The 22939-nt window shown below is 48.6% G+C and carries 16 protein-coding genes and 1 other annotated feature; of the genes, 5 read left to right on the top strand and 11 right to left on the bottom strand.

Annotated elements, in window-relative coordinates:
• Positions 1 to 95: 95 nt before the first annotated feature.
• Positions 96 to 6338 carry an RHS repeat-associated core domain-containing protein gene (locus Psfp_RS18355; protein WP_134219971.1) on the bottom strand — a complete coding sequence of 2081 codons (6243 nt, stop codon included), beginning with the start codon at positions 6336 to 6338 and terminating at the stop codon, positions 96 to 98.
• Between the two features lie 461 nt (positions 6339 to 6799).
• On the opposite strand from Psfp_RS18355, the gene Psfp_RS18350 reads away from it, so the two are divergent.
• From Psfp_RS18350 to Psfp_RS18340, 3 genes are read left to right on the top strand one after another with little or no spacing between them, the layout of a single operon-like run.
• Entirely contained in the window at positions 6800 to 7186 is a 387-nt protein-coding gene (locus Psfp_RS18350; protein ID WP_134219970.1) for a GntR family transcriptional regulator, read from the top strand.
• Positions 7183 to 8082 carry an ABC transporter ATP-binding protein gene (locus Psfp_RS18345; RefSeq protein ID WP_134219969.1) on the top strand — a complete coding sequence of 300 codons (900 nt, stop codon included), beginning with the start codon at positions 7183 to 7185 and terminating at the stop codon, positions 8080 to 8082. Before Psfp_RS18350 ends, Psfp_RS18345 begins: the two co-directional genes overlap by 4 nt.
• On the top strand, positions 8057 to 10129 hold the full coding sequence (locus Psfp_RS18340) for a DUF6449 domain-containing protein (RefSeq protein ID WP_134219968.1): 2073 nt from the start codon (positions 8057 to 8059) through the stop codon (positions 10127 to 10129). Before Psfp_RS18345 ends, Psfp_RS18340 begins: the two co-directional genes overlap by 26 nt.
• A 265-nt stretch (positions 10130 to 10394) precedes the next feature.
• Here the strand turns inward: Psfp_RS18340 and Psfp_RS18335 are convergent, their stop codons facing one another.
• The 10 genes from Psfp_RS18335 to Psfp_RS18290 all read right to left on the bottom strand — a co-directional run bounded on the left by Psfp_RS18335 (position 10395) and on the right by Psfp_RS18290 (position 21282).
• Complete coding sequence (locus Psfp_RS18335) at positions 10395 to 11735, bottom strand: phenylacetate--CoA ligase (RefSeq protein ID WP_134219973.1); 1341 nt, start codon at positions 11733 to 11735, stop codon at positions 10395 to 10397.
• Positions 11736 to 11823: 88 nt separating this feature from the next.
• Positions 11824 to 12552, bottom strand: coding sequence for an ABC transporter ATP-binding protein (locus Psfp_RS18330; protein ID WP_134219967.1), 729 nt, complete (start codon positions 12550 to 12552; stop codon positions 11824 to 11826).
• Positions 12545 to 13312 carry an ABC transporter ATP-binding protein gene (locus Psfp_RS18325; protein ID WP_134219966.1) on the bottom strand — a complete coding sequence of 256 codons (768 nt, stop codon included), beginning with the start codon at positions 13310 to 13312 and terminating at the stop codon, positions 12545 to 12547. Before Psfp_RS18325 ends, Psfp_RS18330 begins: the two co-directional genes overlap by 8 nt.
• Complete coding sequence (locus Psfp_RS18320; RefSeq protein ID WP_134219965.1) at positions 13306 to 14250, bottom strand: branched-chain amino acid ABC transporter permease; 945 nt, start codon at positions 14248 to 14250, stop codon at positions 13306 to 13308. The genes Psfp_RS18325 and Psfp_RS18320 overlap by 7 nt, the downstream gene beginning before the upstream one ends.
• 279 nt (positions 14251 to 14529) lie before the next feature.
• Positions 14530 to 15408 (bottom strand): branched-chain amino acid ABC transporter permease, encoded by an 879-nt coding sequence (locus Psfp_RS18315; RefSeq protein ID WP_243120790.1) that lies wholly within the window; start codon positions 15406 to 15408, stop codon positions 14530 to 14532.
• Between the two features lie 27 nt (positions 15409 to 15435).
• Complete coding sequence (locus Psfp_RS18310; protein ID WP_243120788.1) at positions 15436 to 16629, bottom strand: ABC transporter substrate-binding protein; 1194 nt, start codon at positions 16627 to 16629, stop codon at positions 15436 to 15438.
• Between the two features lie 234 nt (positions 16630 to 16863).
• Positions 16864 to 17126: a binding site (T-box leader), on the bottom strand.
• A 77-nt stretch (positions 17127 to 17203) separates the two neighbouring features.
• Positions 17204 to 17827 carry a LysE family transporter gene (locus Psfp_RS18305; RefSeq protein ID WP_134219963.1) on the bottom strand — a complete coding sequence of 208 codons (624 nt, stop codon included), beginning with the start codon at positions 17825 to 17827 and terminating at the stop codon, positions 17204 to 17206.
• Positions 17828 to 18065: 238 nt separating this feature from the next.
• Positions 18066 to 18389 (bottom strand): LapA family protein, encoded by a 324-nt coding sequence (locus Psfp_RS18300; protein WP_134219962.1) that lies wholly within the window; start codon positions 18387 to 18389, stop codon positions 18066 to 18068.
• A 160-nt stretch (positions 18390 to 18549) separates the two neighbouring features.
• Positions 18550 to 19788: a glycosyltransferase family 2 protein gene (locus Psfp_RS18295; protein ID WP_134219961.1), complete on the bottom strand. Its 1239-nt coding sequence runs from the start codon at positions 19786 to 19788 to the stop codon at positions 18550 to 18552.
• Positions 19789 to 20304: 516 nt separating this feature from the next.
• Positions 20305 to 21282 carry a GTPase gene (locus Psfp_RS18290; protein ID WP_134219960.1) on the bottom strand — a complete coding sequence of 326 codons (978 nt, stop codon included), beginning with the start codon at positions 21280 to 21282 and terminating at the stop codon, positions 20305 to 20307.
• Between the two features lie 308 nt (positions 21283 to 21590).
• Between Psfp_RS18290 and Psfp_RS18285 the strand changes: the two genes are divergently transcribed.
• Positions 21591 to 22025, top strand: coding sequence for a DUF188 domain-containing protein (locus tag Psfp_RS18285; protein ID WP_134219959.1), 435 nt, complete (start codon positions 21591 to 21593; stop codon positions 22023 to 22025).
• A 70-nt stretch (positions 22026 to 22095) separates the two neighbouring features.
• Entirely contained in the window at positions 22096 to 22377 is a 282-nt protein-coding gene (locus Psfp_RS18280; RefSeq protein WP_153189559.1) for a hypothetical protein, read from the top strand.
• Positions 22378 to 22939: the final 562 nt, after the last annotated feature.

Raw genomic sequence — 22939 nt, 5'->3', positions numbered from 1 at the left:
AGTCATCAGGGCGACCTCCTGGAAATTATTTATACTTGAATATTCCCTGATTCTGTCGACTTGAGGGTTTTCCCTTCTTTATTATTATCTATGAGTTACCTAATTCTGGTTAACCGAACACCTATGGATGCTAATAAAGTGGTCTTCTTTTTCTTAGAAGAGCTAGATGAAGAATGAGATAAAGAACTTATTGCTTTACTAATTGCATGTTCTACAATTGCTGAAACAATTGTACTAAGTATTCCTTCTCCATTGGGATCTATATTGCTTATCGGGTTATTCTCCGCATAAGTATACAAATTAAGCGTCTGAGGATTTCCGTATTTTATATACTCAATCGAATCCTTCGTCAAAAACCTCCCCAATGTCGGGCTGTAGTACCTGCTCTTGAGATAATACAACCCCGTCTCTTCGTCGAAGTAATACCCGGCGTACCTGAAAGGCTGCGGCTTGTCAAGGGTACCAGTGTAAGAAATCTGTTTACCCCAAGGGTCGTAGTGGTATTTAGCCTTTAAAGAAGTGAAAGAATTGCATAGCGAAACAACATCGCCGCGTGTGTTGCTTTGAACATTTATGCCATTTACCTTAAGTAGATTACCGCTTAAATCATAAGAATAAGTAGCAGTTTCTTCTCCGCTCGAGTTGCTTTCCCGGATCAACCGGCCAAATGCGTCCCAGTGGAAATTAGTTGTCGTTGCGGTCTGGCCGCTGTAAACAGTCTTGCTCTTGCGCAGCCCGTTGAAATTATAGGTGTAGGTCGCCACCAGACTGTTGTCTGATTTCCTTTTTACCTGGATCAGCTGGTTCTCTGCGTTGTAAGTATAGTTATAGGTCCTGTCGCTGGTCATGTTGCCGTTGTTATCATAGGTGAAACCGGCGTTGGTTATCTGGTTGGCGTTGTTGTAAGTATAAGTGGCGCTTCCTTTGGTCAACAGGTTGCCGGCCGCATCATACTGGTAATTTTCCTGAACCGGGTTACCGCTGCGCGGGGTGTAGGTCCATTGAATAAGCCTGCCGTTACCGTCGTATGAAAAGCTTTCTTCCCCCGCCCAGGAAGAGATGGTTGATATGTTCCCATTATCATAGTAACTGTAATTCATTCTATATCGATCAGGAAAACCGCTGTCCTGTATCGTTTTGCACCATCCGTTGGGATAGTAATTGATTGTTCTATAAAATTCATCATAACCACCGCAATTATATTTTTTCTGATAGAGCCGTCCGTTTTCATCATAGCTATAGTATGAATTATCTCTAATGCATGCAAGCTTATTGTTACTATCATAAATGTAACGATCGTACGTATTTATTTTCGTATCCTTATCTATCAGGTTATTGCTTTTATCCCACCTGTAATACAGCTTATAATTAAAATTATCTGTGGAGCTTATAACCCTTCCTGCTCCATCGTATTCCCATGTATAACTGTTGTTGTCCTGGTCTGCAACTCTGATCAGGTTATTGGCTCCGTCGTATGAGTAATTAAAGTATTTGCCATTGCTCAGGGTCTCTCTGGTAAGACGGTTGGCACTATCGTAAGTATAATTCACTTCCAGTCCGTTCGGCAACAACACTCTTGTCAGGTTGCCCGCCCTATCGTAGGTATTTACAGTGTTGGCACTCAGCGGATCAACCAAGCTGTTTAATTGGTTGATATTGTTGTGATTATAGGCCGTCCGGTAAGTGTTGTCGGTGGAGCTTGCGCTTCTCGGGTCGCGGGTGGCCGTGAGGTTGCCGACCTGGTCGTATTGGATATAGGCGCGGCGGGAGAGCGGGTCGGTCACCTGGATCAGCCGGTTTAAATTGTCGTACCCGTAAGATGTCGTATGATTTAACGCGTCTGTAAAGCTGGCTTTTGTCCCCGTATTTTCATTATAAGTACTGCTGCTTCGCTTTCCTGATGCGTCTTCTGAAGTGGCAGGGTAATTTCCTGAGGCGTTGTAAGTATACTTCTCGGTCTTGCGATGCACCAGCCTGATCGTATCAAAATATGCACTGCCTCCGTCCGTAACAACCAGCTGCACCCGGGCGTACTTGGCCTGCGCGGGAGCGTTAGCCAGGCATGAAAGTCTGGTATATTCCTGCGTACCTGTAAGACGCCCCGTCTCTGCGCTCGAACCCGTGATGATCTGGTTGGCTGAATTATAAAAATCTATCTTTAAGTAGGCGCCCGCACCGTTACCTTCAACATCAAAGGATTTAACCATACCTGAAAGAGTCAACGGTTCATTGGCATACACAGGAACGTCCTGGTACATGCTTCCATAGTCAATCCCAAGCGATTTAATGCCTTCCCAGGGTTGGTACACAAAATATTTCTGTGTATTGTAAGGATTAGGCCGCCATCTTGTATTACCAGTATCTTCAAAACTACTGTTCTCGACCAAATTAAAATCGCTGAGAGGATAGCCATAATGCTCAAAGCCATGATTATTATTCATATCATAATCTTCACTTGTACAGTATATGTTTTCTAATTGCACACCGTCAAACCAGACCGTGCCGCTTGCGCCATATAAACCGATATAAACGTCAACATAATCATAAGATCCATTTCTAGGGACTTTAGATGTTAATACCAGGGGGACCGTGCCGGTGCCACGGCATTCGTAAGTTTCGTCGTATTCATTCCCCCCCGGGTAATCAAGCTTGATTCTGGCTCCTCTTGAACCTACTACATTTTCAAGTTTCACATCTGCTCTTAAAGTAAGCTTGTCGTAAGCATGCAGATCCTCAACGCGCTGGTAAAATAAATCCGTGGTACTGGTGCTGCTGCTTAATTTTAATGCGGAATTGCCGTATAACTGGCACCCTTCCAGGCTTGCGGTGGCGGCTCCCGGTACTCTGGTCCATTTGTATAACAACTCCCCTCCTGTGCCGGCTATTTCAAAACCTCCGTTTAAAAGCAGGTTCCGGCTGGAGGACATCCTGGGGCTGTATTCTATGACATTGCCGTACTGGTCGTACTTCCGTCCGTTTGACTCTTTGACGTCGGGATTGGAAGTTGCCAGGAGGTTGCCCCTGTTGTCATATTTATATGAGGTCTTCCTGCCGCTGCCGTCAACCACCTCCAAAAGCTGGTTGTATTCGTCATATGTCATTGTTTTCACTATATTGTTGGCGGGATTGCTGTCGACTGTATCTGTGGTTTTAGTAACGTTGCCTTTACTGTCGTATTCATAGGTGGTAGAGCCCTTAATATCTGTAATAGTAATCAAATTGTTGTCGGTCCACTGGTAGTTCCAGTTGTTGCCCAACGGATCGGAGTATTGCACCAGGTTGCCCGTGGAGGAACCGTGGTAATATTTAGAAGCATTTCCTCTCGGATCTGTAACCGTCGTTACCACCCGGTTGCTCTGCGTACTCTGAGAAAAAGAGGTCCGGTAAATATCCTGGCCATTGGACCTGGCGTCATTGAATGCCTGCAGCCGGCCGTTCGATTCTAATATAAACGAGGTCACCCGGTTCAAAGGATCTCTAAATGAGAGTAAGTGACCACTGGTGTCATAACTTAAAGTAGTTGTCTGGTTGTCGGGGTCGGTAATACCTGTTAAATATCCGTTTTGATAGGTCAACTGGTAGGTACGATTGGCCGGGTCGGTAACACTGGTTAACCGCCCGGAAGTATTGTAACTGTAAGTTATGATCCTGCCGGAAGGGTCTCTTGATTGGGCAAGCCGGAAGTTTCCGTCGTAGGTGTAAGTGGTTGTATTATTGTTCCAGTCGACGCTCCGGATCGGTTTGCCGTTTAGAAAGGTGTAAACATTTTGATTTTTATCGGTAATGGTGAAGTTCCCCATACCGGTTTTTTGCAAAGTCAAATAAATGCCTTTGGGCGCAGTGTAGCCGCCGCTGCCGTTGGGGGTAAAGGTATATGAAGAGCCGTCGCCCCCGGTATATATTACGCTTTCATCCGTTTTTTCAACTAGACTGACAGCTGAGCCCAAATGCCAGCCGGGCCCCAGGGGACCGCTTGTGGTATCCTGGGAGTTATAGGTTATGCTTTCTCCTATGGGAATACCGCGGCCTGGCACTTGGAAAAGGGTTTTGTTCAATATCATGTTTAAATTATAGGTGTTTACTGAAAAGCTCCAGCCGCCTCCCAGGCTTGCGCTGGTATAATTCCAATAAGGTTTTATTCCGGTTCCTCCTGTATCGCTAACGCCAGCCTGCGTATTATCATCAAAGGTTAACTTGCATGTGGTGCTTGCATCAACAGACAGTGGCAGAGCGCTGTTATAAGCAGCCAGGATCTCGGTCATGGTACGAACACGGTTGGAAATACGCAGGTCGTCAATCAATTGGTTAAAATAGTTGGAATCTCCACGCCAGGACCCGATATAGTATACCGGAGCGGTAATGGAAGTCGGCAGGTAACTTGCTGCTACGTTACCCTTATTCACGCCATTTAAATAACCACGACCTTCAACACCTGCCTGCCAGGTAACTCCAAAGCTATACCATCCGGCGGCAGTTATATTGCCCAGGTTTACTGAAGAAATCTGGCCACTTGCATTGGAAAAATATATATACCAGTTCGTCGAGTTGGGCCTACGCCTAATCGAAATCTGATTCTTTTCAAGGTATGGTGATGACTGCACGTCGGCCATGGCAAATACCATAGACCAATTAGGATTGTTAGCGGAATGAACACCCGATGGGTCAATATAGGCGCTTACCTCAATGCTTCCTTGGCCAGCACTGATTATACCTGTTGTGGGAATAGTCATGGCCTCGGCAGAACGGGTAGGGGTTGTAAAAGAAGTAACATAAGGCTTTGCTTCACAGGAAATCGCATCAACAAAGACCTCATTAGAATTGGCACTTCCGTCACAAGCTGAAACACGTACTCGAACGTTAGCTGTATTAGTTGGCCAACCTGAACAAATAGCAACATACCGGGTCCAACTACTTGCATTGCCGCCAGACGTTGGATTCGTTGTTAACCATGTTATGCTGGAAGGACCTCCGACGCACCCTGAAGGAACAGTTCCACTTGCGTTATATGCCTGAATGCTAACATTTGCCCACTGCCCTTTTAAATAAAATGAAATCGCATGCGTACCTGACTGTGAAATTGGCGCCACCGGTGTCCATACGCGACGATAAGCACTAGAGCCATTACCGTAAACACGTACTGAATACGCTCCGTGCCATTTAGCTGAACTTGACCTTTCAGCCCCATCTATATACCAACCCGAGTTATCAGATTCAACAGAGGGATTATTAAAAAGGTTCGTAGTCCCTTCCTCGACCATTATCGCCTGCCCAAACTTGCCTGCCTCATAACGCGGCTGGTTTGCTGAAACTGGTGTGCCGTCTTTCTTGTAGGCAAATGAGGCACGGGTAAAGGTAGCATCAAGCAAATAAATTGTAGGATCAATAGTTATAGGATATGCTGCTTTTTTAAGCCAATCCTGGTCAACTGTAAGTTTTAAGCCTTCTTTGGTTAGCGCAAGGGTCACTAAATCGCAACGGTTGCCGTTCTTATCCATCGCATATGGCTTGGCCAGGTAAAACAGTGGTTTCGCTGTGACAACATCAAAAAAGCAAATCTCTCCCTCAGAATTGTTATCGTATACGGCATTGCTAACGCTCAATTGAAAATAAAAATCACTCATGCCGGTATACCTTTGAACAATTATATCCTCTTTGAGCCGGTTGCTCTCCAACGTATACCTGATATTTGTGTCAGGATAGATGTTTTCATATGTAATGGTATTTTGATAGACACTGCTTGAGACTGAACGGGGGTTTAAAGGGCTCATCAAGAGGCTTGCGTCGCCATTGGAAAATCTGAGGAGTTGACTGCCGGAATTCGGTGTAAAAGCGGCAGTATACATGCCTTTCTTGTTTTTAATAGAAAATTCGCCGTACACTTCCCTGCTGACTGAACGGTCTTTTTGGGTATCACTTTCAAGGATTAAATCATTTGGGCCATATACATCCGCCATCACGCTGTTATCTTCTGGAGTCAAAGGGAGATAAGCTGTATTGTCGTAGACTGTTTCTGCGACCGACGGTATAATTGCTTTTACATTACTGCTGTCAACGGTTGGGGCTGCCTTACTTTCATTAAAGCTTGTGTTATTGCTTTCAGAAGGGGGGAACGGAGATTTGGATTTAGGCACGTGCTTTATGTGCCTTATAAAGACGCCCTCATCCTGGTATATCTCTTCTACTTCAATCGTGTCCAATTGCTCATTTGCCGTTGCGCTTGCCCCGTTATCACTTTCCGCCGCAATTGAATATTTGGTGCAGCTTGCATTGGTCAGTGACAAGATCAGCAGAGATGCAAGCAAAAAAACCATTAGATTCTTAGCTTTTAAACAAAACACACCGCAGGTCCCCTTCCGAAAGCCCAAAATTTCCCTTTTTATCGTTTTCTATACCATAATAGGGATTCCTGCTGGTTTTGTTAGAAAATAATCCTACAAATATGCATCCTTTTCGTTGTTTATCGACATTCTCCACAAATTCACCTTGAACTGTTTGTATGATTGAAGTTTAAAGTTTATTGACCATGATCGCAGTACAATATGGCTGTCTGACAACTTAGAGCGTGCTTTCTCGCTTTTCCTCAGAGCAAACAGCCCCTGCGGATTCCGCCCGCCGGGGCTGTTCTCTTTCAGCAAACTAAATGCCGGCAGGCTGCCGGGGCCGGCCCAGGCGGTTATTGTACTTGATTTTCAAGGTATGGTTCAAGCCTCTTTACAAGGCCAAGTAACGGGTATATAATTTAGGAGCGTACCAACTGTACTATTTGTATTAATACAATATTATAGAAAGGAGGGGCACTATGTTTGAATTGGACCTGCGGAGCCGCGCGCCTCTTTATGAACAACTGGTTGATAAAATCAAAGAGCTCATCATCAATAACGTCCTCAAACCTGACGAGCAATTACCTGCCGTACGGGTTCTGGCCAGTGAATTAACCATTAATCCCAATACCATCCAGAAGGCCTACCGGGAACTGGAGTACCGGGAATATATTTATTCTATTCCGGGAAAAGGCAGCTTCGTCAAGCCTGCTGTTCCCGAGAACAACACAGCCCGCTTGCAAACACTGGAAAACGAGCTTTCGAGAATTGTGTCGGAGATGCTTTATCTTGGCGCTCCCCCCCAAGAAATCATTACCCGGGTTAAAACGCAGTTAGCCAAAAATGGAGGAGGTAAAAACGGATGATTGAGCTGGAAAGTGTCGGCAAGAGCTTCCAGGATTTAGAGGCGCTTAAGGACGTAAGCCTGTCCGTGCGCAAAGGCTCTATTTACGGGCTGGTCGGCTCCAACGGAGCTGGAAAAACAACGTTGTTAAAACTTTTAGCCGGCATTTATAAACAAAATTCAGGCAAGCTCACGATTGACGACCAACCCGTATTTGAAAACGACTGGATTAAATCGCGTACAGTTTTTATTCCCGATCTGCTATACTATTTCCCTAATTTTACAATTCAAGACATGGCTCATTTCTATGCGCATATTTACCCCCGCTGGGACCAGGCGCGTTTTGAAAAACTCGGGGGCGCTTTTAATATCGAGGCCAAACGGCGCGTGAAAACACTTTCCAAAGGGATGCAGCGCCAGGTCTCCTTTTGGCTGAGTTTGGCGCTGACACCTGATGTGATGATCTTGGACGAGCCTCTTGACGGGCTGGATCCGGTGATGCGTCAAAAAGTAAAGCACCTCATTATTCAGGACGTGGCTGAAAGAGAAATGACCGTCATGCTCTCTTCACACAATTTACGTGATCTGGAAGATATCTGCGACTATATCGGCATTTTACACCAGGGCAGAATGCTGATCCAGAAGGACCTGGACGATCTGAAAGCGGACGTACATAAGATCCAGGTTGCTTTTAGCGGAGAGACCCCCCCGGCGCTGCTTCAGGACATGCCGGCGCTCTACCGGGAAAAAAGAGGCAGCGTGCTGATCTTAATCATGCGCGGCGCATATGAAGAGATAATGAAGCGCATGCAATCATATCACCCTGCCATTTTGGATGTCCTGCCGCTCACTTTGGAGGAAATATTCATCTATGAAATGGGGGATCATGGTTATGAAATCAAAAACATCCTTGCTTAACCGCGGCATACTGCTCAATGATTTAAAAAGATTCACCTGGATAGGCGCCGGATATCTGCTGATACTGCTTCTGAGTGTTCCGCTGAAAGTATTCATGCTGTACAGTAAATCCGAAGACATGATCATCAATAACGCGTCTGCGTATTTGCGCATATTGCAGTTTGATACCAATGCCGCCCTGTTGCAGGTCATGTCGTTGATCGTTGTTCCCGTTTTGACCGGCCTTTTGCTATTTAGATATTTGCAGGACAGTCAGGCCTCGGATATGCTGCACACTTTGCCCGTCAAGCGGGAAACCCTTTACCAGACTCATGTTATGGCAGGCATTATATTCCTGTTCGTACCGCTTATACTTACTGCGCTGGTCACCTGGGCGCTGGCCGCCGGGTTGGGGATTGAACATGTGAACGGTACGGACATACTGAGCTGGCTGGCTGTCAGCCTGCTGATGAACCTGCTTTTCTTCATCTGCAGCGTGGCTGTCGGCATGATTACCGGTATGTCCACTGTGCAGGGCGTGTTAAGCTTCATCCTGCTCCTATTGCCCAGCGGGCTGTCTCTATTGCTGCTGAATAATATGAGCAACTATGTTTACGGATTGCCGCATGATTTCTATTACGATAACGTAACGCACCTTTCTCCCCTGATCAGGCTGACTGAAAACTCTATCCGCTCTATTACAGCCGTTGAAATCGTGGTTTATTTGGCAAGCAGCATCGCCTTGTATTTTTTAGGCAGGCGCCTTTACCGGAAACGCCGGTTGGAAACGGCCGGCGACGCCATTACCTTCGATATCCTGCGGCCGGTTTTCAAATACGGCGTCACTTTTTGCTTCATGCTGCTTGTGGGCAGTTATTTTTACAGTAACCAGGGCAATATGGGCTGGACCTATTTCGGTTATTTTCTCGGTTCATTACTGGCCTATTTCCTGGCCGAAATACTGCTCAACAAATCCCTGCAGGTTTTTCAGCTGCGTCGCCTTAAAGGCTACGGCATTTATTGCCTGGTCATTATCGCCTTGTTAGGTCTGCTTCATTTTGATTGCGCCGGTTATGAAAAAAGGCTGCCCGATCCGGTCGAAGTAAGAAGCATCTATCTGGATTACTCTTTTTACGCCTTAAAAGAAAAAGATAATAATATACGTACTGCCGTCAATGTGCGGGACGGCGTTGAATATAAGTACCAGCCGCCTGTTCCGGCCATATTTACCGAAAAGGATAATATAGCCAATATTTATGCACTGCACCAGAAAATAGTCGCCAACCGACTGGATGGAAAAGAAGCCTATTTAGCAAAACGTACCAATAATGATTCCCAGCAAATTTGTCTGGCCTACGAGCTGGAAAACGGCAGACATATTTACCGGCAGTATGAGATTGCCGCGCAGGATTATGCGGCATATCTGAAACCAATTTACGAATCGCGGGAATACAAGCAGCTGCACAATGAAATTCTTCGCATCAATATTGCTGATATAAATCTGATCGAGGTTAGCGCGGCCGGGATCAATAAAAACGTCCGTATTATTGATCCGGGACTGATTGCGCAAGCCGTCGGCGTCCTGCAGAGTGATGTTTACGAAAGAAGCTATGAAGAAATGACGGATATGCGGCCCCCCTGGGCGCATATCAATATCTCTTTAAAAGATCATCGCAGTGTCGACCTGGGCTGGGAAAAATCATATGATCATTTCGGCAAGTGGCTCATTGCGCTCGGCGCTTATAATCAGGCTCGATTGCTTCCGGATGACATCGCCTACGCAATCGTTGACAAAAGTCCTGATCTGAACAAGCAAGATACGTACAAGCTGCCAAACCAACTGGATCTTCAGGATTTAGAAGAGAAGCCGGGTATTCTAAAAATCACTGATCCGGAAAAACTGGAGCTTTGTTTAAGTAATTTGCGCAATTATGGCAATTATAATAGAGGAAACATGGAACAGTCGGCGTATAGCGTGGTTTTCCTGCTAAAAAACGGCGCCACCTTTGCGGGACTCCTTTTTGAAGATGATGCGCCCGCTTTTGTTAAAGAGCACTTTGCCGGGTGAAAAGAGAGCGGAGGATAACCCCGTGTCCATTACGCATGAGGCTCCTCGAGAACGTTTTATAACCAGAACCATCCTAAGAAAGTCGTAGGCCGTAGGGCGTAGGGCGTAAAAAAAGCAGCAGGGGATTTCCCCCTGCTTTTTTAATAAACCTGCGCCCTGCGACTGACCAGTAAGAAATACAGCATAAGCCTACGCCCTACGCCTGACCGGTAAGAAATGCAGTATAAGCCTGTAGCGGTCATTCGTTTTACACAGATTTCGTAAATTAAAAAATAGAGTTTTTAAGTTCCCGCCGGTCCATCACCCGCTTGGCCTTGCCTTCGCTCCTGGGAATGGTCCGGGGTTCTACGAACTTGATCTTGACGCTTATATTCAGGACGCTTAAGATCTTAGCGCGAATTCTTTGTTCCAGACCCTCGAGCTGTTTAATCTTATCCGAAAACATCTTCTCGGACAGCTCAACCCATACTTCCAGGTTGTCTAATTCACCCTTGCGGTCCACCACCAATAAATAATGCGGCTCGGTCTCGCCAAATTCCAAAAGCACGCTCTCGACCTGGGACGGGAAGACGTTGACGCCCCTGATTATAAGCATATCATCGTTGCGGCCGGTAATCCGCTGCATGCGTACGTGGGTACGTCCGCAGGCGCATTTTTCAGGTAAGAGCGCCGAAACATCATGGGTACGGTAGCGAATTAAGGGGATGCCTTCTTTGGTAATTGTGGTCAGGACCAGTTCTCCCTGCTGCCCGTAAGGCAGGGGTTCACCGGTATCCGGGTCGATAATTTCAGCTATAAAGTGGTCCTCATGGATATGGCTGCCGTTTTGAACCGGGCATTCTACAGAAACTCCCGGACCCATGATCTCGCTCAGCCCGTAAATATCCAGGGCTGTAAGGCTGAGCTTCTCCTCAATCTGGGTCCGCATGTTTTCCGTCCATGGCTCGGCCCCAAAAAAGCCGGCCTTAAGTTTGAGCTTTTTGAAATCAACGCCCGCCGCTATTCCTTCTTCAGCCAGGTACAGGGCGTAGGAAGGGGTGCCGGCAATGATAGTCGCACCAAAATCCTGCAACAGCATCAGCTGCCGGGTTGTGTTGCCGGTCGAAGCGGGTACAACAGAGGCGCCCAGCCGTTCAGCCCCAAAGTGCAGCCCCAGGCCCCCGGTGAAAAGTCCATACCCGTAAGCGACATGCACCACGTCGTCTTTAGTCCCCCCGGCCGCTGTCAGACCTCGACATATCATGTCCGCCCAGTTTTCGAGGTCCTTCCTGGTATAGCCAACCGTCGTCGGTTTGCCGGTTGTACCCGAAGAGGCGTGAATGCGTACAATATCGCTCATCGGCGCAGCGAAAAGGTCAAAAGGATAATTGTCTCTGAGATCCTGTTTATTCGTAAAAGGCAGATTTTTCAGGTCTGACAGCAACTTGATATCTCCCGGCTCAATGCCTTTTTCCTTAAAAGCCTTCTGGTAAAACGGCACCCGGGAAACCCTTTTTACTGTCTTCTTGAGCCGCTCAAGCTGCAGGGCTTCAATACCATCCCTGGACATGGTTTCAATTTCCTGGTCCCAATACTTCTGTTTGCTTTCCTTGAGAATAGAAATCATCACATACACCACTTTCCATGATATTTTTATGAAAACAACAGCTTGCCAACATATTTTGCGCCCGTTATACGTCAACAGCTCAATGCTGTCAAGACACTGCCGGCCTGGCACGGCCAAGGTAGGCTTCCTGCACCCTGGTATCTTCCATCATATCTCTTGCTCCTCCGGTTAAAGCCACCCGGCCCCTTTCCACCACCAGCGCCCGGTCAGCCACCTTTAAGGCGGCTTTCGTATTCTGTTCCACCAGGACCACGGCGACACCGGTCTTTTTCAAAGCCCCAAGTGACGCCATGATTTCCTTAACCACCAGCGGGGCCAACCCGGTCGAAGGCTCGTCAAGGAGCAGGAAGGAGGGCCGGGACATCAACCCTCGCCCGATAGCCAGCATCTGCTGCAGGCCGCCGCTCAGCATGCCTGCAGGCTGGTCCTCTCTTCCCCGCAGGGCGGGAAAGAGGTCTAATATCATGCCGGCATCCCGCCTTATATCAGCCTTCCCGGAATGATAGCGGTGATAGGCCCCCAGGATGAGGTTGTCGTAAACGGTCAGGGAAGCAAAAATCTCCCTTCGTTCGGGCACCAGCGCGATCCCCTGCCTTACCATATACTCCGGCGGTCTGCGGGTAACAGACCGGCCCTTAAGGATTATTTCACCTCCGGCAGGCTTGTAAAGACCCGCCAGCGTCCCCAGCAGGGTGCTTTTACCGGCCCCGTTGGGTCCCAGAACAGCGACCAGCTCGCCCCTGGACACTTTAAGGGAAACGCCGTGCAACGCCTGCACCCAACCGTGATAAACTTCAAGTCCGTTAACCTCAAGCAACCTCTTCATCCTCCCCCAGGTAAGCACTGATTACGTCACGGTCGGCCTGGATTTCGGATGGTGTTCCCTGGGCTATGGAACTGCCGAAATTGAGCGCCATGATGCGATCGGCCACTTCCATTACCGTTTCCATATCATGCTCAACCAGCACCATGGCATAACCCTTTTCCCTCAGCCTTTTTAAAAAGGCAGCCAACTCGCTGGTCTCAGCGCTGTTTAAGCCGGCCGCGGGTTCATCCAGTAAAAGCAGCTTGGGGCCGGAGGCAAGCGCCCTGGCAATTTCCAAGAGACGCTGCTTGCCGAAAGGAAGGGCGGCGGCAGGTGTGTCCTGATATTCTGACAGTCCCACCTCGCCCAAAAGAGTGATGGCGTCAAGCCTGGTCTTTTGTTCTTCAGCGGCAGAACCGGGCCAGCGTGCCAGACACTTTAAAAACCCGGTACGTCCCTTCAAATGAGCGCCTGCCATTACATTTTCCAGCGCCGACATGCTGCCGAAGAGCTGGAGATTCTGAAAGGTCCTGGCTATCCCGGCGGCGGCGATGCGGTGGGGCTTCAGGCCGGATATAGGCCGTCCGTCAAAAATGACCCTACCCTCGTCCGGCGCCAACATGCCGGTTATCAGGTTGAAAAGGGTAGTCTTACCCGCCCCGTTAGGACCGATCAGAGCAAAAATCTCCGCCTGGCATACCATAAAGTTTATATCTTTTACGGCAGCGACGCCACCGAAATATTTTGTAAGGCCGGCTGCTTCCATCAGCATTGACTAACCCCCCTTTGTTTAAATCCGGAACGGAAAATCATCACCAATACCAGGATGATTCCATAAAATATGATCTGATACTCCCCGCCGGCCCCTGGTATGGCCAACGGGATCGCCCAGCGCAGCGCCTCCCCCAGGACAACCACCAGTCCCGCCCCCAGGAGCGGCCCCCACATCGTCCCCAAACCACCTACCACCGCCATAAGCACAAATTGTACAGAGGTTTGAAAACCAAAAGGGGATGGGCTTACAAAGGTTACGTAAAAAGCGTACAGTCCCCCCGCCAGGCCGGCCAGCACAGCGCTGAAGATAAAAGCTTGAAGTTTCAGGCCGGCTGTATTGATACCGGAGGTTTCAGCGGCATGCTCACTTTCCCGGATGGCCCGCATGGCCCTTCCCACCCTTGAGCCAATCAGGTTCCTGGCTCCGAGCGAAACAAGCGTTAGAACGGCCAGCGTCAGGTAGTAAAATTTGATATCCCGGTCAAAAACCAGACCTCCCAGGGAAAAGTAAGGAATTCCGGTTAGGCCGGATGGCCCCCCGGTCAAGGACTTAAGTTCGTTAAATAGAATATGTACCAAAATACCGAAAGCCAGGGTGGCCAGGACCAGGTGCAGTTCCTTCAGTTTTAAGGTGGGGGCGCCAATCAGGGCGGCAACCAGCCCGGGCAGTACCAGCGCAACCAGGAGGGCGAGCGGGGTGGGCCAGTGCCAAGCCGTGGTCAGCACTGCCACGGTATAACCACCCATCCCAAAAAACGCGGCATGGCCGAACGAAACCTGGCCGGCGTAACCCATCAGGAGACCCAGCCCCGTGACGACAATGGCGTACAGTCCGGTAACGATTAGAATGCCCAGGATGTAATTGCTTTTCAGCAAGAATGGCAGCAGTAGAAGCAGCGCAAGCCCCGCGAACATCAGAATCGTTTTTCTATTCATCTTCAATCTCCCAAATCCAAGATAAATGGCGTAGGGCGTAAATTTTTAAGCAGTATGAACGATGGCGTAGGGCGTATATCCTAAGCAGTATGATTGACGGCATAGGGCGCAAATTTTGGGATGTATGCATGATGGCGTAAGGCGTAATATTAACTGCATTCCTCACGGGCCTTAAAATTAAGCAGCATATCCTTAAAAACAATTCCTTACTTCATATGCCTTACGCCCTACGCCCTACGACATCATGCATACTACTTTCATTCCGCATCATTCATATTTCTATACTTTTCGGACGGCGGCGCTGAACAGGCCTTCCGGTCTCATCAGCAGCACGGCCAGCAGGACCAAAAGAGCCAGAGCATCTTTCAGCCCGGAGGATACCAGGCCCGCCCCGTAAACTTCCAGGAGCCCGAGGAGGAGGCCGCCCAGTACCGCTCCCCCCACATTCTGCATGCCGCCGAGAACAGCCGCGACAAAGCCCTTGACACCCAGTAAAAATCCCATATCATAGGTTGCCAGGGTGACCGGAGTGATAAAAATACCTGCTGCCGCTCCCAGGGCGCCGCTGGCGATGAAAGCGGCGAACGACATGGCGGACGGGTTAATACCCACCAGCCTGGCGGCGGTCCGGTTGATTACACAGGCCCGCACAGCCTTGCCGGCATAGGTCAGCTCAAAGAAAGCGTAGAGTCCGGCCAGGGCTGCCGCCAGCAGGCCTACTATCCATAAGCTCTGCAGGTTGATCGCGGCCCCCCCGGCAACCAGTGGTCCTCCCTCAGAAAAAGCCGGGAGCGAGACGGGATCAGTTCCCCAGATCAGGAGGGCCAGACCCCGCAGGGATATGGAAATGCCAACGGTGATCACCACCAGGGTCAACACCGAAGACTGTATAGCCGGCTTAACAGCCACCCGTTCCAGCAATCCGGCAAGTACCGCGACTGCCGCTACAGCAATCAAAAATACCGCGGCAAGAGGGAGTCCGGCCGCATAAAGACTGGCGGCCAGCAGGGCGCCCAGGGCCAAAAACTCACCCAGAGCCAGATTGAGCACTCCCGTAATATTAAAGGTTAAAACCAGGGCCAGGGCAGTCAGCGCATAGATGCTGCCCATGGTAAGCCCTGAAATAAACAGCTGGAGCAGTTGACTGGATAAAGTCAATTCCAAAGCCCCCGATCAATAAATAATTCACTCCATCAGTTTCCACTGACCATTCTGGATCCGTACCAGGACCATGGAGTCTTCATCGAGGCCATTATGGTCGGTTGGCGTCAGGTTGAAGATCCCGGAGACTCCGGTGAAGTTGCTGGTTTTTTCCAACTGGTCGCGGATACCCGCCCGGTCCGGGCCTGCTGTTTCAATGGCATTCACCAGCAGGTAAAAGGCGTCCCAGGCATACCCGCCGAAAGAGTTGGGAGGAGAGTTATAACGCTTGCTGTAGTCGGCGATGTAGTCGTCGAGAACCTTCTTCTGCGGGTCGCTGTCAGGAATTTGCCCGCTCACGGTCAGTTTGCCGATTGGCAGCAGTACTCCGTCCGCCGCTCCCTGGGCCAGCTCAATAAAATTCTGGTTCCCTACACCATGGCTGTGCAGGAGCGGAATTTCCAGGCTCAGATCCCTGTAATTTTTAGTGATAATCGAGGCCGATGGCGGAATAGCCCATACAACCGTTGCCTGTGCCCCACTGGTTTTGACTCTGGTAAGCTGCGGGGTCATATCCTTGTCGGTCGCTTCAAATTTTTCTTCCGCCACTATTTCCAGGCCGCCTGCTCCGGCCGCCGCCTTAAAAGCGTTCCTTCCGTTGTCGCCGTACGAGTTGTTCATGTAGAGGAAAGCCACCCTGGTAAGGTTGTTTTCCTTCAGGTAATCTATCAGCCTGTTGACCACGACCAGGTCACTCTGGGCAGTTTTAAAGACCCACTTTCTTTCCTGTACCGGTTCTACAATGGCGCTGGCCGCGGCCATGGAGATCATGGGCGCCTGCTCTTTTTGCACGGTATCAATCATCGACATGGAGGTTCCGCTGGCGCTGCACCCGATTACCGCCAGCACCTTTTGCTGGTCGATTAGCTTTTTAACTGCAAGTACGGCTTCAGTTTCGTCGCTCTTATTGTCAAGGATGGTTAACTCTAACGGATGGCCGTTAATTCCACCGCTTTCATTGACCTTGTCAGCCAGCATCTGGAGCGTATTTCGCTCGGGTACCCCCAATGATGAGGACGGGCCGCTAATGTCTACAACCGCTCCAATTTTATATGGTTCCTTTACCGGGCCGGCATTGCTGCCGGTAGAACTGCTGCCGGAACACCCGCCAAGCAGCAATAACACAACGGCCAAAACGCCTGCCAGCGCTGTAACCACGATCAACCTTGCCTTCGGCAACGCCTTTTCCCCCTTAATCATATTCATCTCATTTTCCTTAAGGTTTGGCTGTATAAAGAAAGCGGCTCACCCCCTTTACGTAAAATATGCACAAAAAAACCGCAGCCTTCGCGGGGACGAAAGCTGCGGACTTCCGCGGTACCACCCCGGTTGGTTGTTATAGAACCCACTTCAAAAGGTACAGGTTATCCCATTACCTGCAGGCTTAATGTAAAATAAAAAAACTTTCCGCCCGATAGGGACGAAAAGAATTTCGCGTTACCACCCTAGTTGGCTCACAAAAAGAGCCCACTCCTTGCAGGGTACGGGAACAAATTCCTTATACCCCCTTCCTTTTAACGGTAGAAGTCTCCGTACGGGCCTACTTTCCTGCATGGTTTCAGTCCGTCAACTCGGGGGAGAACTTCAACGGCTCATACTGTAGAAGCGCTTTCAGTCGCGACGCTTCCTCCCTGAAAAGCTGTGTCCCGTCTACTTTTCCCCTTCATCGCTTTTGGCGATATATCCTTAGTGCTAATAATAGAGGAACCCCTCTCACAAGTCAAGAAGAAAATGGCGCAACGCCTGTCCTTTTTTATATGACTCCCAACAGGATTAAAACACCGAACACGGTAATAACCAGTCCGGAGATCTGGGTAATCCTGTGGAGGACATGACTGTTCAATTTTTTGCGCAGAAAGCTCGCTATCGAACTGATTGTAAACCACCAGATAATAGATCCGAGAAAAACACCGGTGACTACCAGGAACGCGGAGGCGTGTCCCTCGTCCGGGTTGATTAAGCCGAACCCGGCAAAAGCAGCGGCAAAAGCCAGGATGGTAATGGGGTTGGTTAAAGTGAGAAAAAAGCTCGAAATAAAGGCCTGGAAGCCTCCCCTGCCGCGTCCTCCGTTCTTCTTTTCGGGCTTCCCGAATTCGTGTGAGAGCATGGACATCACGCCCAAAACGCATATAAAGATTCCGCCTCCAAATTGGAGCCATTTTTCCTCCTGGACATAGAAATTAGTAATGAAACTTAATCCAAAGGCTGCGGCAAAGGCGAAAAAAGTATCCGCCACGGCTGCTCCAAGCCCGGATATAAAACCAATAATCCTGCCTCCGAGCAGGGTCCTGCGGATACACAGTAAATTTACCGGCCCAATCGGTACGGCCAGAAAAAAACCAATAACAACTGCCTTTAGGAAAAGGATCTCCTTCACTTACAGTCCCTCGAAAACATTTCCGCACATACCACTGTGGACAAACAGCGTAAATGATAGGATTTTGTAGATATATAATAGCTTATTTTACCATGAAACTTGATTCTATTGCTAGATGGACCGGACTTTGTTATCAGGGGTTACAATAAAAAAACACAGGCAATTAAAACCTTAAATTAAAAAGCATCCTTAAACCCCTATCTTACGGTTTCAGACGCTTCTTTTATTACGCGCCGGCTTACGAATCCAACTCTTTTTTAGTCGCCTCTTGCACTTTAGGCTCTACTGTCACGGCTGCCGGCTGCTGGTTTTTCAAAGTTTTAATTTCCGCCTCCAACTGGCGTATATACATAGCTTTTTTAATCTGCCACCAAAAGCCTAAAAACATAACCATCACTGCGCCAACTGCCGCCGAGGCGAGGATTACGAGGACCTTGGAAATGCCCTGGTACTGCCAGAATAAAAATTTTATACTGATGCTCTCCGTGTTTTGGATAGCAAAGACTGCTACGCTGAGAGCAAATAAAAGAGCCACAATAAAGTATATTTGGGCTTTACTCACATTCGTAACCCTCCTTTAAGATAATGGTATCCAATGCAAGTATACCATTGTTTAGTTGTCAGGTTAACCACAACTAAAAAAATTGTCCACCTGCGTCCCCTTGTCAACAACCCACAAAAAAACAAAACCCCGCTTGGGGGGTTCGCATCAAAGCAAATCGTTAGCTCGTTCTCCTGCTTTCGGCCTTGGCCGGCAGGTACAGGTTGGGCAGGTTTTCGTGCTTGATGTTGCGGATGTGCAGGGTATGGGACCACTCTTTGTTCTTGCGCATGGCGAAACCGATGTAGGCGATGGGGATCCAGGTCAGGGCAAAGATTGGGTAAAACACCAGCCACCAGTATACTTTAAACCTGACCCGTTCCAGATATAGACCCAGGCCGAAGTAGAAAAACTGGGCAAAGAAACCGATATAGCCCCAAGCTGAATGTTCCAGCAGCAGCTCCGGACCAAGATATAAAACATTTACAATCACGCTCAGACCGATAAGCATCTGAAAAAAGGGCTGAATCAAATACAGGGCGCCGTCAATCATGGCAAAGTTCCTGGTGCGAATCCCCTCCCGCAACAACTTGCCCATATAGCGGCCGGCAACATTGGTGTGTCCCTGCATCCAGCGCCTGCGCTGGTTCCAGGACTGCCCCAGGGTCAGGGGCTTCTCGTCATAGACCTTGGCTTCATGAGCCCAGCAAACCTTGACGTTGTTCAATAGAGCCTTGGTCTGAAATTCCAGGTCTTCGGTGAGGGAAGTCATACCCCACCCATACTTTTTCAGCAGATCCACTGAAATGCACATACCGGTACCGCCCAAAGCACAGGTAAGGCCCAGGTTATACTTAGAAAGCTGCCAAAGGCGATTGGTTAGTGTGTAGCCGATATAAATAGACTTGGTAATCCAGGTATCGCTGGCGTTCTTGGTATCCAAATAGCCCTGGACGATTCTTTCTCCCTTGAGCAGGTGCGCGTTCATGATCCTTAAAAAATCATTGTCGACCAGGTTGTCCGCATCAAAGACAACCACCGCGTCGTAAGAAACGTTGCCCGCAAAAATTTGGTTGAAGGCATACTCAAGGGCATAGCCTTTGCCTATCTCTTTCTTGTTAAAACGCTCGATTACCTGAGCGCCATGCTCTCTTGCGATAGCGGCGGTACGATCGGTGCAATTGTCAGCGATAACATAGATGTCATAAAGCTCTTTCGGGTAGTTTAGTTCATGGAGGTTCCGGATTAATTCCCCAATAACCTTCTCTTCGTTGTGCGCAGCGCTCACTATAGCAAAACGGGAACTGGGCGGCAAAGAATAGTCTTCCGGCTTACGGAAGAACCCAAACAGAGAAATCACAAAGTAATAAAACGTAAAGCCAGTCAGGAAAATTTGGACACCGTAAAAAAGTACCTCCATGGCTATCCCCTTTGCAAACGTTAAAGTCTCATAAAAAAGTACACCAGAAGAATTTTCTGCTAAGAAAGCAAAAGTCCTTCTTTTTTTATAGTGAAAGGCCAAAAGAAAATATCTTTTGAAAAGATACAATATTAAGGGGGCGTCCCTATACTAACCCGCATCTGGCGATTTTATACTCTTATCCAGGGTCCGGCCCCAACAGCTGCGGGCTGACAAATTCCGGAAATCATGCTCCCATCTCCCCCTGCTCCACTTCTCATTTAAATGTCATTATGTATATGCCGGTGGCGCTGCAAAGCTTACCGGAACTACTAGACAATATGACCCAGCACAAGAAAATATTACTAAAATATTGAGATTTACCCTATTCACCTCCGCAGTCAGTGCATTGCCAGGCATTTTTTCACAAGCAAGGCCGTGAACACATACCGGCTATAAAAAAACCTATCGTTCACAACGACAGGCGTTTTCATACCAGCATGAGCAAGCTCATTCATTCCGGGCCGGTTCATTCAATCACTGAGTTATTTCTACGATATCGCGATCCTGCAGCACGTAGTCACGCATGACTGATTGACCCTCAAAACGGGCGGAACCCCAGATTCTGGCATTTTTCATCAGGCGCGGCAGATCCCGGTGGATAGACGCGGCCAATTCCTGAATTGTGCTGCCCTGCTGCAATATAAACGGAGTTTTCAGATCAGGCTCTTTGCCGGGAACCTTGGTATAGACGCGAATGATCCCCAGTATCGTGAAAATCTTTTCCTTCAGCGCTTCCAGACCTGCACCGGTGACAGCTGAAACAGGGTAAATCTCCAGACCGGCGGGGCACAGTTCCCGCATGATCTCAATATTGTCACTGCTGTTCGGCATATCCGCGCGGGTGGCCAGCACCAGGCGCCGGCCGGGTGGTATCCCGCGCGTGTTGAGAGCCGCATCGTCCCGGACGATCTTTTTATCATTTAAATACTTCAAACAAAACTCCAACTGCTCGAGGCATTCGTCTGAGCCCGCATCGACCAGGACCAGCAACGCGTCGGCGTTGCCCAGGGCGCCGGCCAACCCGGGTGGTACAATCTCTTGCGTAATGGGTGGAGTATCAACCAGCTGGATGTAAATATCCTCGTAAGGCATCATACCGGCCAGAGGCACGGTAGTGGAAAAAGGATATCCGGCAATCTTCGGCCTGGCCCTGGTTACAGCGCCCAGGAGGGCCGACTTGCCGGTATTCGGAAATCCAACCAGAGCCACCTGCCCGGCCCCCTGCTTCTCAATAAAAAAAGGGTCGATCCGGGCGGTTTTGCTTTTCTTTTGACCTTCCTCCCGAAGTTTGGAAAGACGCTTTTTTAAATCGGCCTGCATCTTTTCGGTACCCTTGTGCTTGGGAATAACCGCGAGCATCTCTTCTAAGGCGGCGATTTTTTCCTCAACAGTTACCGCTTTCTTGTAGGACTCTTCCGCGTCATAATACTGGGGTGTAAGATTGGCAGGCAAAAAATTGCACCCCCTAATGTTTTTTTTCTTATACTATAAAACTAACACAAACGACAGCTAAAAGAAATCTCAAAAAAGAACCGGCCGGTATACCGGTAAAGAAGGTTATAATAATGTCGAGGGCTTGACCTGAAAAAGCAAGTCGTAGGTCGTAAGGCGTAGGGCGTAAAAAGTGGGATGTAAATTCCGGCTTGTTACATCTAGCGTATTGCGGACCAAACGTCTAAAACATTGTAACTCCTACGCTGTACAGTTTTGAGAGAACATCTCAATAATAAATGTTAAATTTGGCGGCAAGGGATGGTTTCATGAAAATTATTGTTGACGCGGACGCCACGCCGAAGAAGGCGCTGGAAACCTGCAGGGCGGCTGCCGCAGAATTTGCAGTAAACCTGGTGACAGTGGCAAGCTTCAATCACCGGATTGAATCCGACCACCACATCACTGTGGGAAACGCGCCCCAGGAAGCCGACCTGCAAGTGGTCAACCTGACCGGTAAAGGAGACATTGTGGTCACCCAGGACTGGGGCCTGGCCGCTATCGTCCTCGGCAAGGGGGCCGCCGCTCTGTCTCCGGCCGGCCGGATTTTCCGGAAGGAGACAATTGACTTCCTATTGGAGGAGCGGGAGCTAAAGGCGAAATTCAGAAGAAGCGGGGGTAGAACCAGAGGACCCAGAAAAAGAACAGCCGCGGACGACGATCACTTTAAGAAATCCCTGTACCGGCTGCTGGAACAAAGATAATTAATATTTGATTGCATGAAAAAAGCGTCCCCCTCTACGACAATGGCGACGCTTTTTGCGTATTTCAGCTTTGTATGTAAAATTTCTACCACCTGTGGCCGGCGCCGGAGGCGATGACCAGGGAGAGAACCACTACCAGGCTGTATATCCAACGCATCTGTTTTTCCTCCTTCCAGATTTTAAAAGATTATCTTCACCATTTTGGTTTATGACTGCTTTAAGCTCCTACCACCTGTGGCCGGCGCCGGAGGCGATGACCAGAGAAAGAACCACTACCAGGCTGTATATCCAACGCATCTGTTTTTCCTCCTTCCAGATTTTAAAAGATTATCTTCACCATTTTGGTTTGTGACTGCTTTAAGCTCCTACCACCTGTGGCCGGCGCCGGAGGCGATGACCAGAGAAAGAACCACTACCAGGCTGTATATCCAACGCATCTGTTTTTCCTCCTTTAGGTTTTAAAAGATTATCTTCACCATTTTGGTTTGTGACTGCTTTAAGCTCCTACCACCTGTGGCCGGCGCCGGAGGCGATGACCAGGGAGAGAACCACTACCAGGCTGTATACCCAACGCATCTGTTTTTCCTCCTTCCTGCAAACTTTTAAAATTATATCACACATCTCGACATAGTAACGATAAATACCTCATAGTACACCAATAATACAACTATAAGCATCTTTGAATCTTATATTCTGATTACATTTATTATATATCAACATTGACGACTTGTCTACAAAAACATTTCAACTTTTTTCAACAATTTACAGCAAATCTTCACTTGCTACCCCGGGTCTTTGACACTTGCGCTAATATAGAAATCTCTACAAGCCTTGAAAACAGGGCTTTTTTTATTAAAAAAATGTCAAATTCTCTCCAATTCTTAGTGAGTAATTTTGCGTAATGTGTTATAATG

The organism is Pelotomaculum sp. FP (assembly GCF_004369245.1).
GTDB lineage: Bacteria > Bacillota > Desulfotomaculia > Desulfotomaculales > Pelotomaculaceae > Pelotomaculum_C > Pelotomaculum_C schinkii.
Note: the sequence above shows the minus strand (reverse complement) of the source record. Positions and strands in the feature narration are given on the sequence as shown.